The following is a 15325-nucleotide window of genomic DNA, read 5'->3' as shown; positions in this document are numbered from 1 at the left end:
GGGGGGCGCGCCATGAGGTGCCCGGAGGTGTGCCCGGCACCGGATGCCTCCGACTACCGGTCACCGGCCACCGGTCGTCAACCGCCGGCCACCGGTCGCCAGCGGCCAACCGTTGGGCAAAAAGTACACAAAGAGGAGCAAATCAATGCTTTACCAGTAAGTCACAGGACGTTCGCGACCGCGCAACACCGGTCCTTCACAGTGGGCCGTATGACTGGAGAACTGTCTGATGTGACGCGGACGAAGCACGGCCGGCCGGTGCATCACTGGCGGCGGGACGTGGTCGAACTCGCCGCGCTGTTCACGGCGGTGGCCGTCGCCGACGGCGTGGCGAACCTGATCGGCCACGGGCCCGACGGACCGGCGCTGCTGCTGATCTCCGCGCTGGCGCTGATCGCGACGGCGGCGTTCCACACCTGGTGGGCACGACGCCACGGGCACGCTCCCCCGGCGCACGATACCGGCGCCCGGCCGCTCCCCGCCGCACGGCGGGCGGCCGGGCGATCCGCACCCGGCCCGGAGACGGACGACGGGATGACGCCCAGCACCCTGTGGCGGCTGCGGACGACGGTGAAGGACGAGCCGGGCTCGCTGGCCGTGCTCTGCGCGGCGCTGGCCACCCGGCACGTGGACATCCTGAGCCTGCAGACGCACCCGCTGGCCGAGGGCACGGTGGACGAGTTCCTGCTGCGCGCGCCCGGCCGGGTCGAGGCGCCGGAGATCACCGGGGCGGTCGCGTCGGCCGGCGGCGCCGACACCTGGATCGAACGCGCCGACGCGCACGACCTGGTGGACGCCCCGACCCGGGTCCTGGGCCTGGCCACGCGCACCGCGCTGGACGCGTCGGAACTCCCGCTGGCGCTACGGCAGCTGCTGGGGCGGTGCACCATCCGTTCGCTGCCCGCCCGGCCGACGGGCGGCGGCCGGGACCCCGAGGAGGTGCCCGCCGAGGGCGTGCTGGAGGACACGGTGCTGCGGCTGCGCGCGCCGGAGGGCGGAGTGATCACCGTCGAGCGGCCGTATCTGCCCTTCACGCCCACCGAGTTCGCCCGGGCCCGCGCGTTGGTGGAGCTGGACGCGCTGCTCGGACCGCGCATCCCGGCGGGCCGGGACGTGCTGACCCTGCCCGAGGGCAACGCGATCACCGTGCGCCGGGCCGACACGACCGACCTGCCCGAGGCGCGCCGGATGCACGCGCGGTGCTCGGCACGGACGCTCAGCCGGCGCTATCACGGGCCGGTCGGGGACGCGGACCGGTATCTGAACCATCTGCTCAGCCCGCGTTTCGGGCGGACCCTGGCCGCGCAGACCGCGTCGGGGCGGATCGTCGGCCTCGGCCATCTGCTGTGGGACGGCGACGAGACGGAGGTCGCGCTCCTGGTCGAGGACGAGTGGCAGCGGCGCGGCATCGGCGCCGAACTGCTCGGCCGTCTGGTGGCGATGGCCGCCGAGGCGGGCTGCGCGAGCGTGTACGCGGTGACGCAGGCGTCGAACACCGGCATGGTCACCGCGATGCGCGGTCTCCGCCTCCCCCTCGACTACCAGATCGAGGAGGGCACCCTGGTGATCACCGCCCGCCTGCACAAGTCCCCGGTCCCCGCCCGCCTGCCCCACGAGGGCATCAGCCGGGTGCACGACGGCTCCCGCCTCCCCGACTGACGCCGGCCCCGGCCGCACCCCCGGACCCGGACGGGAGGTCCGTCCCCGAACCGGGCAGGCGCCGACCCGACAGGCCGAACCGGGCAGGCGGCCGAGCCCTCCCCCGGGACCGGGGCTCGGACCGCCTGCCCGGCGTTCGTTCCGGTCAGTTCAGCGCCTCGTGCAGGCCCTTCACATCCGGGGTCCCGGTGCGGCCGCGGTCCAGGGCCTGGTCAAGGTCGGACCAGAGGTCGTCCACGTCCTCCAGACCCACCGACATCCGCAGCAGCCGGTCGCTGACGCCGGCGCCCCGCCGGTCCTCCGCGTCCACGATGCGGTGGCTGATGGAGGCCGGGTGCTGGATCAGCGTGTCCACGCTGCCGAGGCTCACCGCCGGCGTGATCAGGCGGACCGCGCCGATGACGGCGTGCGGGTCGCCGTGCACCTCGAAGGCGACCATCGCGCCACCGATCCGCGGGTAGTGCACGCGGGCGACGCGCGGGTCGGCCGCGAGCCGGGCGACCAGTTCGGCGGCGGAGGCGGAAGCGGCCCGCACCCGTACCGGCAGGGTGGACAGCCCGCGCAGCAGCAGATAGCCGGCGAGCGGATGCAGCACCCCGCCGGTGGCGAACCGCACCTGCCGCAGCCGCCCGGCGAGTTCCTCGTCGCAGGCCACCACGCCGGCCATCACGTCGCCGTGCCCGCCGAGGTACTTGGTGGCGCTGTGCAGCACCAGCCGGGCGCCCTGCTCGGCGGGCCGCTGGAGCACGGGCGTGGCGAAGGTGTTGTCGGCGAGCAGCGGGACCGAGCCGCAGGCGTGGGCGACGGCCCGCAGATCCACCTCGGCGAGCGTGGGGTTGGCCGGGGACTCCACCATGACCAGACCGGTGTCCGGGCGCAGCGCGTCGGCGATCCCGGCCGGGTCCGTCCACGTCACCTCGCTGCCGAGCAACCCCGCGGTCAGCAGGTGGTCGCTGCAACCGTACAGGGGACGGACGGCGACGACGTGCCGCAGGCCGAGGGCGGAGCGGACGAGGAGGACCGCGCTGAGCGCGGCCATGCCGCTGGCGAAGGCGACCGCGGACTCGGTGCCCTCCAGCCGAGCCAGCGCGGACTCGAACCGGGCGACGGTCGGGTTGCCCAGCCGTCCGTAGACCGGCGGTCCCTCGAGTTCGGCGCCGTCGGCGGCGAAGGCGTCGATGCGGGCGGCCTCGGCCCGGCTGTCGTAGGAGGGGTAGGTGGTGGACAGGTCGATCGGCGGGGCGTGCAGCCCCTGCCGGGCCAGGTCCTCCCGGCCCGCGTGCACGGCCTCGGTGGCCAGTGCTCGGGAGGGGGCGGCGCGTAGGTCGTCGTACGCGGACGTGCTCGCTGGGTCCAAGGGCGTGTCCATGCCCGAAGGGTGAACAGCGGGCGGGATGGTCAGCGGGAACTCCGTGCTACGTTCGGCACATGGCCGAATCCGTCGTACTGGACCCGGTGGATCTCCATCTGCTGCGGCTGTTGCAGAACGACGCCCGGACCACCTACCGCGATCTCGCCGCGCTGGTCGGGGTGGCCCCGTCGACGTGTCTGGACCGGGTCAACCGGCTGCGCCGCTCGGGGGTGATCCTCGGCCATCAGCTGCGCCTCGACCCGGCCAGGCTCGGCCGGGGTCTGGAGGCTCTGCTGTCGGTGCAGGTGAGGCCGCACCGGCGGGAGCTGGTGGGTCCGTTCGTGGAGCGGATCAGGGCGCTGCCGGAGTCGCGGACCGTGTTCCATCTGACCGGTCCGGACGACTATCTCGTCCACGTGGCCGTCGCCGACATGGCCGACCTGCAACGACTGGTGCTGGACGAGTTCACGTCCCGGCGGGAGGTGGCGCGGGTGGAGACGCGGCTGATCTTCCAGCAGTGGGACTGCGGTCCGCTGCTGCCGCCCGGCGCGGAGCAGGACACGCTGTCGGCGAAACGGGACCGCACAGCGGACGGAACACCGCCCGCGGTCCGGTAACCGGGCTGACGCGGACGGTGTGGTCGTACGAGGATGGGCGGCATGTCTCAGACCAAGAGCTTGCTGCCCCGTCAGGTCGCCGACGCCTACGTCGACGAACTCATCGCCCTCGACCCGATCACCGGTACGTACCTCGGCGTGAAGGAGTGTTCCGGCCGGCTGCCCGACACCTCGCCCGCCGGTCAGGAGGCGCTGGCGGAGCTGGCGCGCACCACGCTGGCCCGGCTGGCGGAGGCCGAGGGCCGGCCCGGCGCGGACAGCGACATCGAGCGGCGGTGCGCCCGTCTGCTGCGCGAGCGCCTGACCGCCGAACTCGCCGTGCACGAGGCCGACGAGGCGCTGCGGGCGGTGAGCAACATCCACAGCCCGGTGCACTCGGTGCGCGAGGCGTTCACGATCACCCCCACCGACACGGACGAGGACTGGGCGGCGGTCGCCGAGCGGCTGCGCGCCGTGCCGCAGGCGCTGCGCGGCTACCGCGAGTCGCTGGCGCTCGGCCTGGAGCGCAAGCTGTACGCGGGCTCGCGACCGACGGCCACGTTCGTCGAGCAGCTCACCGAGTGGTCGGACACCGGCCAGGGGCGCGGCTGGTTCGAGGACTTCGCCGCCGACGGTCCCGAGTCGCTGCGCGGGGAGCTGGACGAGGCCGGCCGGGCGGCGACCGCGGCCGTGGTGGAGCTGCGCGACTGGATGCGCGACGTGTACGCGCCGGCGGTCGAGGGCTCGCCCGACACGGTCGGCCGTGACCGCTACGCGCGCTTCTCCCGCTACTACAACGGCACCGACCTGGACCTGGACGAGGCGTACGCCTACGGCTGGTCGGAGTTCCACCGGCTGCTCGGCGAGATGAAGAAGGAGGCCGAGAAGGTCCTGCCGGGCGCCGAGACACCATGGGCCGCCCTCGCCCACATCGACGAGCACGGCGCCCACATCGAGGGCGTGGACGAGGTCCGCACCTGGCTCCAGGCGCTGATGGACGAGGCGATCGACGCGCTGGACGGCACCCACTTCGAACTCGCCGAGCGGGTGCGGAAGGTGGAGTCCTGCATCGCGCCGCCCGGCGGCGCCGCCGCCCCCTACTACACGGCGCCGTCCGCCGACTTCTCCCGGCCGGGCCGCACCTGGCTGCCCACCATGGGGCAGACCCGGTTCCCGGTGTACGACCTGGTCTCGACCTGGTACCACGAGGGCGTCCCCGGTCACCACCTCCAGCTGGCGCAGTGGGCGCACGTGGCGGAGGACCTGTCGCGCTACCAGGCGACGGTGGGCATCGTCAGCGCCAACGCCGAGGGGTGGGCGCTGTACGCGGAGCGCCTGATGGACGAGCTGGGCTTCCTCACCGACCCGGAGCGGCGGCTCGGCTACCTGGACGCGCAGATGATGCGCGCGGTCCGCGTCATCATCGACATCGGCATGCACCTGGAACTCGAGATCCCGGCGGACTCGCCGTTCCATCCGGGTGAGCGCTGGACGCCGGAACTGGCGCTGGAGTTCTTCGGCGCGCACAGCAGCCGCCCGCGGGACTTCGTGGCGAGCGAGCTGATCCGCTATCTGTCCATGCCCGGCCAGGCGATCGGCTACAAGCTCGGCGAGCGGGCCTGGCTGCTGGGCCGGGAGAACGCCCGCAAGCGGCGCGGCGACGCGTTCGACGCGAAGGCCTGGCACATGGCGGCCCTCTCGCAGGGCTCGCTGGGCCTGGACGACCTGGTGGACGAGCTGTCGCAGCTGTGACCCCGCCGGGAGGTGCGGCCGGTCCGGCCGCACCTCCCGGCGCGGCGTCCCGGGTCGCCGGGTACCCGGATCACCGGACCTCCCGGTTCCGTGGTCAGCAGCCGCAGGCGTCGCCCTCGGCCAGGGCCGTCAGCGGGTCGGCCGTGCGGCGCTCGACGCCCTGCCGGGTCTCGTGGGCGAAGCCCTCGCGCACCCAGTACTCGAAGCCGCCGAGCATCTCCTTGACCCGGTAGCCGAGTTCGGCGAGGGCGAGCGCCGCGCGGGTGGCGCCGTCGCAGCCGGGGCCCCAGCAGTGGACGACGACCGGGACGGACCGGTCGAGCAGCGCTTCGGCCCGCTCGGGGACGAGCGCCGTCGGCAGGTGGACCGCGCCGGGGATGTGGCCCTGGTCCCAGGCCTCGGCGGACCGGGAGTCGACCACGACGAATCCGGGGTCGCCGCCGGCCGCGAGGGCGGCGGCGACGTCCGACACGTCGGTGTGGAAGGCGAGGCTCGCCCGGAAGTGGGCGGCGGCCTCGGCCGGGGCCGCGGGGGCGACGCGCAACACGGGGCTGACGGCGGTCGGGGAGGCCTCGGGGGTCGCCGAAGGGGCCGGAGCGGCGGAGCGGGGCATCGGGGGGTCCTTCCGTGGATCGTTCGTCGCAGATCGTTAGACGGCCCGAAATCTACGGTCGCAGACCGCCGCCCTGAAGAGGCGATCCACGGCGCAGCTCTTGATCCGCCGGGGAATCTCCTGCTATTCCTCGCCCATGACCGCGTTTTCCCCGGACGCCACCGACTGGCGCATCCTCGACGTCCTCCAGCGGGACGGCCGGGCCAGTTTCGCCGAGCTGGCGCGGGCCGTGTCGATGTCGCCGAGCGCGGTGACCGAGCGGGTGCGCCGGCTGGAGGAGGCGGGCGTCATCCAGGGCTACGCCGCGGTGGTCGATCCCGACCGACTGGGGCTGCCGATCCTCGCGTTCGTGCGACTGCGCTACCCGAACGGCAACTACAGGCCCTTTCACGATCTGGTCGACGCCACGCCGGAGATCCTGGAGGCGCACCATGTGACGGGCGACGACTGCTTCGTGATCAAGGTCGCCGCGCGCTCCATGCGGCATCTGGAGGAGGTGTCGGGCAGGATCGGCGCGCTGGGGTCGGTGACGACGAGCGTCGTGTACTCCTCTCCGCTGCCCCGCCGTCCCCTCGGCCGCTGACGCCCCGCGACGGCCTCGTCGTACGGCTCCCGTCGTACGGCCGCCGCCGTCGGTCAGGCCGAACCCCGCTGCCGCACCGTGGAACCCGACCGTCCCTTCACTATCTCCAACTGGGCGTGCACGCGCCGCCGCAGGTCGGCGACATGGCTGACAATGCCCACGCTGCGGTCGCGTTCGCGCAGCGAGTCCAGCACGTCCAGGACCTCGTCGAGGGTCTGGTCGTCCAGGCTGCCGAAACCCTCGTCGATGAAGAGGGTGTCGAGGCGGACCCCGCCCGCCTCGTCGGTGACCACGTCCGCGAGGCCGAGGGCGAGGGCGAGCGAGGCGAAGAACGTCTCGCCGCCGGACAGGGTCGCCGTGTCCCGTTCCCGGCCGGTCCAGGCGTCGACCACGTGCAGCCCCAGGCCGCTGCGGCCTCGTCCGGACCGGTCGTCGGAGTGGACGAGGGTGTAGCGGCCGGACGACATGCGGCGCAGCCGGACGGTGGCGGCGGCGGCCACCTGTTCCAGGCGGGCCGCGAGGACGTAGGACTCCAGGCGCATTTTGCGCTCGTTGTCGGCGGAGGTGCCCGCGGCGAGGGTGGCCAGGCGTGCCACCCGGTCGTACTCCTCGCGCAGCGGCGCCAGGCGCCGTACGCCGGTGGCGGCGCGGGCGGAGAGCAGGTCGAGTTCCTCGCAGCGGCGAGCCGCGGCGTCCCGCGCGGAGGCGGCCTCGCGCAGCCGCCGGCCCGCGTCCGCCGCGGCGGCCTCCGCCACGGCGAGGTCGGCGGGGGGCCGCCGGGCGGCGGCGACGGTGTCGGCCTCGGCCAGCACCGCCCGCACGGCCGCCTCCTCCGCCTGCCAGGCGTCCAGGCGGCGTTGCAGCTCACGGTGGGCGGTGTCGTCCAGGAGCGCGGCGGCGGCGTCCCGCGGGGTGCCGAAGCCGGCCCGGAAGGCGGCCTCGGCGAGGCGTCCGTCGGCGTCCTTGAGCCGCTCGGCGCTCTCCTCGGCGGCGCGTGCCGCGTCGGCGGCGGCGGTGAGCAGGGCCGCCCGGCGTTCCAGCTGGGCGGCCCGGGCGGCGACGCTGGGGGCGGCGCCGCGGGCCTCGGCGATCTCCGCCTCCAGGGCGGTCCGCTCGCGCTCCAGGCTCTCGCGACGGGTCAGCCGGGAGGCCGCGCGCAGTTCGGCCCGCCTGCGGTCGGCGAGGCGGCGCTCGCGTTCCTGTTCGGCGGCGCGCAACTCGACCTGGGCCGGATGCAGTGCGGCGGCGTCCCGGCGGACCTGCGCGAGCTGACGGTCCAGTTCCTCGGCCTCGACGGCGAGTCGTCCGGTGGGAGCGTCGCCCGCGTCGGCGGTGGCGGCGGTCAGCTCCGCGCTGAGGGCGGCGAGGCGGCGCTCGTCCTCGGCGTGCCGCCTCTCGGCGGCCTGGTGGTCGGCGAGGGCGCGCTCCTCGGTCTCGCGGTCGACGTGCCCGGCGACCTTGCGGGCGGGTGCGGGGTGCGCGGTGGCGCCGCAGACGGCGCAGGGTTCGCCGTCGGCGAGGTTCGCGGCCAGTTCGGCGGCGATGCCGGTCAGCCGCTGCTCCTTCAGCCGGAGCCAGCGGTCCTTGAGCTCCAGGGACTTCTCGCCTGAGGCGAGGGCGCGCTGCCGGGCCCGTTCGGTCTCGTCGGTCAGCCGGTCGCGCTCGCGGGCGGCCCGGAGCCGCGCCTGGGCGGGTTCGCGCCGCACCGCGAGTTGTTCGGCGCGGCCCGCCGCCTCCTGCGCGGCCTCGATACGGCTCTGGAGGGCCGCACGGGTCGTCTCCCAGCCGGCGAGCCAGCTCTCGGCGTCCTCCAGGGCCTCCGTGTCGGCGCGCTCCTCCTGGTCCGCCTCGTCGCGTTCGGCGAGGAGTCCGGCCAGGCGCCGTTCGGCGCGGCGGGCCGACTCCAGGGAGCCGAGTTCCTCGGCGGCCCGGCGGGCCGCGGCGGCGAGTCCCGCCGCACCGGCGTCCTGGAGGCGCTCGGGGAGCTGGGCACGCGCGTGGGCGTCGGCGGCGGCCGCGCGCCGGTGTTCGGCGTCGGCGGCGTCCCTGAGTTCCAGTGCGGGCGCGACGGTCTCGGCCTTGCGGCCGCGTTCCATCCGCGCCCGGGTCTCCTCGTGGGCGCCGGCCCGCTCCGCGAGCCGTTCGGCACGGTCGCGTGCCTCGGCGAAGCGCTGTTGCAGCCGGACCAGTTCGCGTACGTCGTCCAGGGCGCGGCCGGCGGCGAGCCGGTCGGCCTCGGCGGCGGTGAGGCGGCAGTGGGCGGCGGTGAGCTGCTCGCGGGCGGTGCTGCGGGCGACGGCCGCCGCGGTGAGCACCGCTTCGGCCAGGCCGGGGTCGCCGGGGGCGAGGTCCGGCAGCTCCATGGCGTCGCCGGCCGCCTGCTGCATGCGGTGCGCGTCGGCGAGCAGCGCGGCGTCGCCCTCGCGCACCTGGGCCTCGGTGGCGCGCCGGCGGTCGGCGAGGCGGCGTTCGACCTCGGCGAAGCGACGGGTGTCGAACAGGCGGCCGAGCAGCTTGCCGCGGGCCTCGGCGTCGGCGCGCAGGAAGCGGGCGAAGTCGCCCTGGGGCAGCAGCACCACCTGGCAGAACTGCTCCCGGCTCATGCCGAGCAGCTGGGTGATCTCCTCGCCGATCTCCTGGTGGGAGCGGCTGAGGTCCTTCCAGACGCCCGCTGCCGCGTCGTACTCGCGCAGCCAGGTCTGCGCCTTGTCCATGGTGGTGCCCTTGCCGCGCCGTTTGGGGCGCTCCCAGGGCGGCTGACGGGTGATCTCCAGCCTGCGGCCGGCCACGGTCAGGTCGAGGGTGACCCCGGTGCGGGTGCCGGCGTCGGCGTGGTCGCTGCGCAGGGTGATGCCCTGGCCGCTCTGCCGGGCGCCGGGCACGGAGCCGTACAGGGCGTAGCAGACGGCGTCCAGTACGGAGGTCTTGCCGGCGCCGGTCGGGCCGTGCAGCAGGAACAGGCCGGCGGCCGACAGCGCGTCGAAGTCGACGCACTGGCGGTTCCCGAAGGGCCCGAAGGCGGTGATCTCCAGCCGGTGCAGCCTCACTGCGCCTCTCCCTCGTGGTGTGTCCGCGCCGGGTTCGCCTGTGCGGCCCGGTCGCCGGCCGGGGCGTGCGCCCGCGGGCTCACCGCGTCACCTCGTGCTCCGGGTCGTCCAGGCGGACCGCGTCGAACGCCGCGCGCAGTACGGCCTGTTCGTCGGCGTCGGGGCCGGCGCCGCGCACATGGGCGACGAAGTCCTCGGCGATCTGCTGGTCGCTGCGGCCGGCGAGCCGGCGGGCGTAGGACACGTCGGGGTCGTCGGGGGCGCGCTCCGGGGCGAAGACCAGGCTGAGGGTGTGCGGGAAGCGCTCGGTGAGGCGGGCCATCGGGTCGGCGGGGCGGACCGGGTCGGTGAGTGTGGCCTCGACCCAGGACTCCTCGTGGCCGGCGAGCGCGGGGTCGGCGAGCAGTTCCTGCAGCGGGCCGCTAATCCGGGCCAGCGGGCGCGGCACCGGACAGTCGACGCGTTCGGCGGTGACCGATCCGTCGGCGTCCAGGTCGACGATCCACACGCTCTTGCGGTGCGCGGCCTCGGAGAACGAGTAGGGCAGCGGGGAGCCGGAGTAGCGCACGCGCTCGGTGATGGTCTGGCAGCCGTGCAGATGGCCGAGCGCGGCGTAGTCGACGCCGTCGAAGACGCCCGCGGGGACGGCGGCCACTCCGCCGACGGTGATGTCCCGCTCGCTGTCGCTGGCCTCGCCGCCGGTGACGAAGGCGTGGGCGAGGACGACCGAGCGGGTGCCGTGCGGGCGGGCGGTGAGATCGGCGCGCACCCGGTCCATGGCGGCGGCGAGCACCGCCTCGTGCCCCGCCTTGTCGACCCCGAACACGTCTTTCACCAGGGCGGGTTCAAGGTACGGCAGCCCGTAGAAGGCGACGTCGCCGTGCGCGTCGGCCAGCACCACGGGGGCCGCGCACGCCGCCGGTTCGGTGCGCAGGTGGATGCCCGCGCGGTCGATCAGTCCGGCGCCGACGCCGAGCCGGCGGGCGGAGTCGTGGTTGCCTGAGATCATCACGGTGGGCACGCCGAGGGCGGCGAGGCGGTGCAGGGCGTCGTCGAACAGTTCGACAGCGGCCAGCGGGGGCACGGCGCGGTCGTACACGTCTCCCGACACGACCACGGCCTCGACGCCCCGTTCCCGGACGGTCGCCACGAGGTGGCCGATGAACGCGGCCTGAGCGTCGAGCATGCTCACCCGGTGGAACGACCGGCCCAGATGCCAGTCGGAAGTGTGCAGCAGCCTCATGATTTTCGAAGACTAACGGCCGGGTCCGACATCACGGGCGGTTGCTCGCGCTTCCCCCGCCCCGAGGGAAGCGGATTGATCCGCTTGTTACGTGAATGTCCGTTCCGTCGCGTGAGTTTTCACGCGTCGCCGTACGCCTCGCCGCCCAGTTCCAGGACGGCGGTCCCGGCGGTGGCGTCCGCGAGCCACGCGCGGAAGGCGTCGACGTCGGCGTCCGGCAGGGCGATCTCGAGGGCGACGGCCTCGCCGTAGCGCACGTCACGCACCTCCCGGCCGGTGGACCTGAGATCGTTCTGCACCTTGCCGGCCCGCTGGTGGTCGACGGTCACCGTGGCGAGGCGGAACCGGCGACGGGTGCGGGTGCCGAGCGCGTCCAGGGCCTCGCCGACCGCGCCGCCGTAGGCCCGGATGAGACCGCCCGCGCCGAGCTTGATCCCGCCGTAGTAGCGGGTGACGACGGCGACGACGTACCGCATGTCGCGGCGCAGCAGCATCTGGAGCATGGGCACGCCGGCGGTGCCGCCGGGTTCGCCGTCGTCGCTGGCCTTCTGGACGCTCGCGTCGGCGCCGATGACGTAGGCCCAGCAGTTGTGCGTGGCGTCGGCGTGCTCCTTGCGGACGGCGGCGACGAACTCCTGGGCCTCCCGTTCGGTGGCCGCCGGGGCGAGGGCGCACAGGAAGCGGGAACGGTTGATCTCGGTCTCGTGCACGCCCTCGCGGGCCACTGTGCGGTACTCGTCCTGCATCCGGCCAGCCTATGCGGACTGCTCCGTGGCGTCGGCCGCCGGTGCGGGGGCAGGCCTTCGGCCCGGCCGGGGAATCGACCGCCCGGGGCCGCTGTTGATCAGGGAGTGACGGCCAGGGCGACGAGCCCTTCCCAGACTCGAGGAGACAGTTGTGGCGTACGGCGATGCGGCGACGGTCCGGAAGATCCTGACCGGACTCGGTGACACCTGGGCCGTGGTGGGCCTCTCCTCCAACCGGAACCGCGCCGCCTACGGTGTGGCCGAGGTGCTCCAGAGGTTCGGCAAGCGGATCGTCCCGGTGCACCCGAAGGCGGAGACCGTGCACGGCGAGCAGGGTTACGCCTCGCTCGCGGACATCCCGTTCGACGTGGACGTGGTGGACGTCTTCGTCAACAGCGAGCTGGCCGGGACGGTCGCCGACGAGGCGGTCGCCAAGGGCGCCGGGGCGGTGTGGTTCCAGCTCGGCGTGATCGACGAGGCCGCCTACGAGCGGACCCGGGCGGCCGGGCTCGACATGGTCATGGACCGCTGCCCGGCCATCGAGATCCCCCGGCTGGGGTAGCCCCTCCGGCCGGGGTCGATCCACCGGCTGCGGTAGGTCCTCCGGCCGAGCCGCATTCCCCGGCCGGGGTCGATCCCCGACCGGGGCGGCTCCACCCGCCGGGTCGGCGCCCCGCCGCCCTGCCGGCCGCCCGGGATCAGACGCCGAGCCCGTCCACCACCACGGCACCCGACAGTTCCGCGAACGCCTTGCCGGGCACAAGGAGCTTGCCGCGGCGCCGACCGCTGCCGACCAGGACGTACGGCAGATCGACCACGGCCGCGTCGACCAGGACGGGCCAGCTCTCGGGCAGGCCGATCGGGGTGATGCCGCCGTACTCCATGCCGGTCTCGCCCGTGGCCACGTCCATCGGCGCGAACGAGGCCTTGCGGGCGTCGAGCCTGCGGCGGACCACGCCGTTGACGTCGACGCGGGTGGTGGAGAGCACCAGACAGGCGGCCAGCCGGGACTCGCCGCCGCGCTTGCCCGCCACCACCACGCAGTTCGCGGACTGCTCCAGCAGCTCACGGCCGTAGTGCTCGACGAAGGTCGCGGTGTCCGCCCACCGCGGGTCGGTGTCGACGTAGACGATCTGCTCGGCGGGGACGCTGCCGCGCCAGTGGCGTACGGCCTCGGCGACCGGGCTGACCAGTTCGCCGAGGCAGTCGGGGGCGGCAACGGCCTGCTGGAAGTCTCCGATGGGTGCGCGCATGCGGGCACGCTAACAGCAGTGCGGTGGGCTCCGGCCGGGCGTCTCAGTGCACGGGCGGGACCGAGACCGCCATGATCATCTCCATCGGCGCCTCACCCGTGTTGGCGTAGGTGTGCGGGGTGTTGGCCTCGAAGGACACGCTCGCACCCTCGGGCACGCGGTAGTCGACGCCGTCGACCGTGAGCGTCAGCTCGCCCGTCGTGACGTGCACCAGTTCGACCGTTCCGCCCGGGTGCGGATCCGAGGGGCTGCCCTCGCCCGGCATCAGCCGCCACTCCCACATCTCCAGCGGTCCCGGCGCCTCGGTGCCCGCGAGGAGCCGGTTGTAGCTGCCCGCGTCGGTGTGCCAGAGCCGGACGGCCTGGTCGGCGGGGACGACCCGGACGCGCGGCCCCTGCTCGTAGTCGAGCAGGGTGGTGATGCTGACGCCGAGCGCGTCACCGATCTTGACCACGGTGCCGAGGCTGGGGTTGGTCCGGGCCTGCTCGATCTGGATGAGCATGCCGCGGCTGACTCCCGCGCGGGCGGCGAGCGTGTCGAGGGTGAAGCCTCGCTCGGTGCGCCAGCGTTTGACGTTGCGCGCCAGGGACTGGGTCAGCAGGTCGAGATCCGACACATTCCGTCCAATATTCTGGATGACAGAGTTCACTTCGTTGAACTACGGTGGGTTGCACCCGACCGTTCACCGAACTGTACTGCGAGGCGTTCGTGACAGCATTCTTCGCCCTGGCCACCAGCCTCCTGTGGGGCCTGGCCGATTTCGGCGGCGGGCTGCTCACCCGGCGCAACCCGGCCCTGACGGTGGTCGTGGTCTCACAGTCGATCGCGGCGCTGGTGCTGGGCGCGATCGTCGTGGCCACGGGCGGCTGGAACGAGGCCGGCCCGCGGCTGTGGTTCGCGGTCGCGGCGGGACTGGTCGGGCCGGTGGCGATGCTCTCCTTCTACAAGGCGCTCGCGCTCGGCCCGATGGGAGTGGTGTCACCGCTGGCCACACTGAGCGTGGCGGTGCCGATCGGGGTCGGCCTGGTGCTCGGCGAACGGCCGGGACTGCTCCAGGTCGCGGGCATCGCGGTCGCCGTCGGCGGGGTCGTGCTCGCGGGCGGACCGCAGCTCGGGGGCGCCGCCGTGCAGCGGCGGACGATCGGGCTGACGCTCGTCGCCGCGCTCGGGTTCGGCACGGTGTTCGCGCTGATCGCCGAGGCGTCGACCACGGTCACGGGACTCTTCCTCGCGCTGTTCGTGCAGCGCGTGACCAATGTGGCGGCGGGCGGGGCGGCGCTGTACGCGTCGGCGCGGCGGGGCGGCGCGGTGTTGCCGGCGGGCGGTTTCCCGTGGGCCGCGTTGCCGGCGCTGGCCTTCGTGGGCCTCGCCGACGTCGCGGCCAACGGCACCTACTCGGTCGCCGCCCAGCACGGTCCGGTCACCGTCGCCGCCGTACTGGCCTCGCTCTATCCGGTGGTGACCGCGCTGGCCGCCCGCGGCTTCCTGCGCGAACGGCTGCGCGCGGTCCAGGCGGCCGGCGCGGGGCTGGCGCTGCTGGGGACGCTGCTGCTGGCTACGGGGTGAGGGAGGGGCGGCGGGGCCGGTCGGAGCCGTCGCGGGCGGTCGGGAACGACGGCTCGCGGCCGGGGTCACGAGGCCGCCGACCGGGAGGCGTTCTCGTCGTCCAGGTCCGCCAGGCGGGCCGCGGCCTCGTCGTCCAGCCCCGCCACGGCCACCAGCTGCTCCGGCGTGACACCGTCCGGAATCGGCACCGGGGCCGGGGTCCGCAGCGGCGGCTGCCAGCCCTCGGCGGGCGTCCAGCGGCGTACGACCCGGGCGGGCGCGCCCGCGACGACGGCGTGGTCGGGCACCTCGCCGCGGACCACGGCACCGGCGGCGACCACCACGTTCCGGCCGATCCGCGCACCGGGCAGGATCACCGCGCCGGTGCCGATCCAGCAGCCGGGCCCGATCTCCACCGGCTCCATCCGCGGCCACTGCCTGCCGATGGGCTGGTGCGGGTCGTCGTAGGAGTGGTTGGTGGAGGTGACGTAGACGTACGGGCCGAAGTAGCAGTCCCTGCCGATGGTGACCGACGTGTCGGCGATGACGTGGCTGCCGCGGCCGAGGACGACGCCGTCGCCGATGCGCAGGATGGGGTCCGGGCCGAGGTCCAGGTCGGGCATCAGACCGGCGGTCAGCGTGACCTGCTCGGCGATGATGCAGTACGCGCCGAGGTGGATCCACGGCTCGCCGAAGACGGTGCCGAGCGGGAAGGCGAGCCTGGTCCCCTCGCCGAGGGCGCCGAAGCGCAGCCGTCCGGGGCGCTCGGCCGTGACCGAGCCGGTGCGCCGCGCCCAGGCCCAGGCCGTGTGGACGGCGCGCTGCGCGAGGCGGCGCCGCCAGGACGAGAACGTGTTCTTGGGCTTGGGCACCCGCTCACGGTACTCAGCCCCGCCCGCGCCCGAGCGCTCGGACGCCTGTGATCTTCACCCCACCG

At 74.4% G+C, this 15325-nt stretch carries 14 protein-coding genes; 6 read left to right on the top strand and 8 right to left on the bottom strand.

Annotated features, from left to right (window positions below):
• Positions 1–210: 210 nt before the first annotated feature.
• On the top strand, positions 211–1659 hold the full coding sequence (locus tag AB0N63_RS26630; protein ID WP_365532375.1) for a GNAT family N-acetyltransferase: 1449 nt from the start codon (positions 211–213) through the stop codon (positions 1657–1659).
• Positions 1660–1804: 145 nt separating this feature from the next.
• Here the strand turns inward: AB0N63_RS26630 and AB0N63_RS26625 are convergent, their stop codons facing one another.
• A complete protein-coding gene (locus AB0N63_RS26625; protein ID WP_365532484.1) occupies positions 1805–3016 on the bottom strand; it encodes a PLP-dependent transferase in 1212 nt (403 codons plus the stop codon).
• Between the two features lie 71 nt (positions 3017–3087).
• Here AB0N63_RS26625 and AB0N63_RS26620 point away from each other — a divergent pair, with 71 nt between their 5' ends.
• Positions 3088–3627 carry an Lrp/AsnC family transcriptional regulator gene (locus AB0N63_RS26620; RefSeq protein ID WP_365532372.1) on the top strand — a complete coding sequence of 180 codons (540 nt, stop codon included), beginning with the start codon at positions 3088–3090 and terminating at the stop codon, positions 3625–3627.
• Between the two features lie 42 nt (positions 3628–3669).
• Entirely contained in the window at positions 3670–5358 is a 1689-nt protein-coding gene (locus tag AB0N63_RS26615) for a DUF885 domain-containing protein (RefSeq protein ID WP_365532369.1), read from the top strand.
• Positions 5359–5452: 94 nt separating this feature from the next.
• On the opposite strand, the gene AB0N63_RS26610 is transcribed toward AB0N63_RS26615, so the two are convergent.
• A complete protein-coding gene (locus tag AB0N63_RS26610) occupies positions 5453–5971 on the bottom strand; it encodes a rhodanese-like domain-containing protein (protein ID WP_365532366.1) in 519 nt (172 codons plus the stop codon).
• 136 nt (positions 5972–6107) lie between these two features.
• On the opposite strand from AB0N63_RS26610, the gene AB0N63_RS26605 reads away from it, so the two are divergent.
• Positions 6108–6554, top strand: a complete 447-nt coding sequence (locus AB0N63_RS26605) for an Lrp/AsnC family transcriptional regulator (protein WP_365532363.1) — start codon at positions 6108–6110, stop codon at positions 6552–6554.
• 53 nt (positions 6555–6607) lie between these two features.
• Here AB0N63_RS26605 and AB0N63_RS26600 read toward each other — a convergent pair whose 3' ends face one another.
• The 3 genes from AB0N63_RS26600 to AB0N63_RS26590 form a co-directional block, all read right to left on the bottom strand.
• Entirely contained in the window at positions 6608–9601 is a 2994-nt protein-coding gene (locus AB0N63_RS26600) for an SMC family ATPase (protein ID WP_365532360.1), read from the bottom strand.
• A 79-nt stretch (positions 9602–9680) separates the two neighbouring features.
• Entirely contained in the window at positions 9681–10844 is a 1164-nt protein-coding gene (locus AB0N63_RS26595) for an exonuclease SbcCD subunit D (protein ID WP_365532357.1), read from the bottom strand.
• Positions 10845–10963: 119 nt separating this feature from the next.
• Positions 10964–11590: a YigZ family protein gene (locus AB0N63_RS26590; protein WP_365532354.1), complete on the bottom strand. Its 627-nt coding sequence runs from the start codon at positions 11588–11590 to the stop codon at positions 10964–10966.
• A gap of 151 nt (positions 11591–11741) precedes the next feature.
• Between AB0N63_RS26590 and AB0N63_RS26585 the strand changes: the two genes are divergently transcribed.
• Complete coding sequence (locus AB0N63_RS26585; protein WP_365532352.1) at positions 11742–12152, top strand: CoA-binding protein; 411 nt, start codon at positions 11742–11744, stop codon at positions 12150–12152.
• A 136-nt stretch (positions 12153–12288) separates the two neighbouring features.
• Here the strand turns inward: AB0N63_RS26585 and AB0N63_RS26580 are convergent, their stop codons facing one another.
• Together AB0N63_RS26580 and AB0N63_RS26575 are read right to left on the bottom strand one after the other, a co-directional pair.
• Positions 12289–12843, bottom strand: coding sequence for a YbaK/EbsC family protein (locus AB0N63_RS26580; protein WP_365532350.1), 555 nt, complete (start codon positions 12841–12843; stop codon positions 12289–12291).
• Positions 12844–12886: 43 nt separating this feature from the next.
• Positions 12887–13459, bottom strand: a complete 573-nt coding sequence (locus AB0N63_RS26575; RefSeq protein ID WP_365532348.1) for an XRE family transcriptional regulator — start codon at positions 13457–13459, stop codon at positions 12887–12889.
• A gap of 92 nt (positions 13460–13551) precedes the next feature.
• Here AB0N63_RS26575 and AB0N63_RS26570 point away from each other — a divergent pair, with 92 nt between their 5' ends.
• Positions 13552–14409 carry an EamA family transporter gene (locus tag AB0N63_RS26570; RefSeq protein WP_365532345.1) on the top strand — a complete coding sequence of 286 codons (858 nt, stop codon included), beginning with the start codon at positions 13552–13554 and terminating at the stop codon, positions 14407–14409.
• A gap of 65 nt (positions 14410–14474) precedes the next feature.
• Here the strand turns inward: AB0N63_RS26570 and AB0N63_RS26565 are convergent, their stop codons facing one another.
• The gene (locus tag AB0N63_RS26565; protein WP_365532342.1) at positions 14475–15260 is read right to left on the bottom strand and encodes an acyltransferase; all 786 of its coding nucleotides are present in this window, start codon (positions 15258–15260) and stop codon (positions 14475–14477) included.
• Positions 15261–15325: the final 65 nt, after the last annotated feature.

Origin of the sequence: Streptomyces sp. NPDC093260 (assembly GCF_040683715.1) — a bacterium.
GTDB classification, from domain to species: domain Bacteria; phylum Actinomycetota; class Actinomycetes; order Streptomycetales; family Streptomycetaceae; genus Streptomyces; species Streptomyces sennicomposti.
Note: the sequence above shows the minus strand (reverse complement) of the source record. Positions and strands in the feature narration are given on the sequence as shown.

Bases quoted from the DNA above. Each gene is read 5' to 3' on its own strand.
- AB0N63_RS26630 (WP_365532375.1), top strand. From the start codon at position 211: ATGACTGGAGAACTGTCTGATGTGACGCGGACGAAGCACGGCCGGCCG.
- AB0N63_RS26620 (WP_365532372.1), top strand. From the start codon at position 3,088: ATGGCCGAATCCGTCGTACTGGACCCGGTGGATCTCCATCTGCTGCGG.
- AB0N63_RS26615 (WP_365532369.1), top strand. From the start codon at position 3,670: ATGTCTCAGACCAAGAGCTTGCTGCCCCGTCAGGTCGCCGACGCCTAC.
- AB0N63_RS26610 (WP_365532366.1), bottom strand. From the start codon at position 5,971: ATGCCCCGCTCCGCCGCTCCGGCCCCTTCGGCGACCCCCGAGGCCTCC.
- AB0N63_RS26605 (WP_365532363.1), top strand. From the start codon at position 6,108: ATGACCGCGTTTTCCCCGGACGCCACCGACTGGCGCATCCTCGACGTC.
- AB0N63_RS26595 (WP_365532357.1), bottom strand. From the start codon at position 10,844: ATGAGGCTGCTGCACACTTCCGACTGGCATCTGGGCCGGTCGTTCCAC.
- AB0N63_RS26590 (WP_365532354.1), bottom strand. From the start codon at position 11,590: ATGCAGGACGAGTACCGCACAGTGGCCCGCGAGGGCGTGCACGAGACC.
- AB0N63_RS26580 (WP_365532350.1), bottom strand. From the start codon at position 12,843: ATGCGCGCACCCATCGGAGACTTCCAGCAGGCCGTTGCCGCCCCCGAC.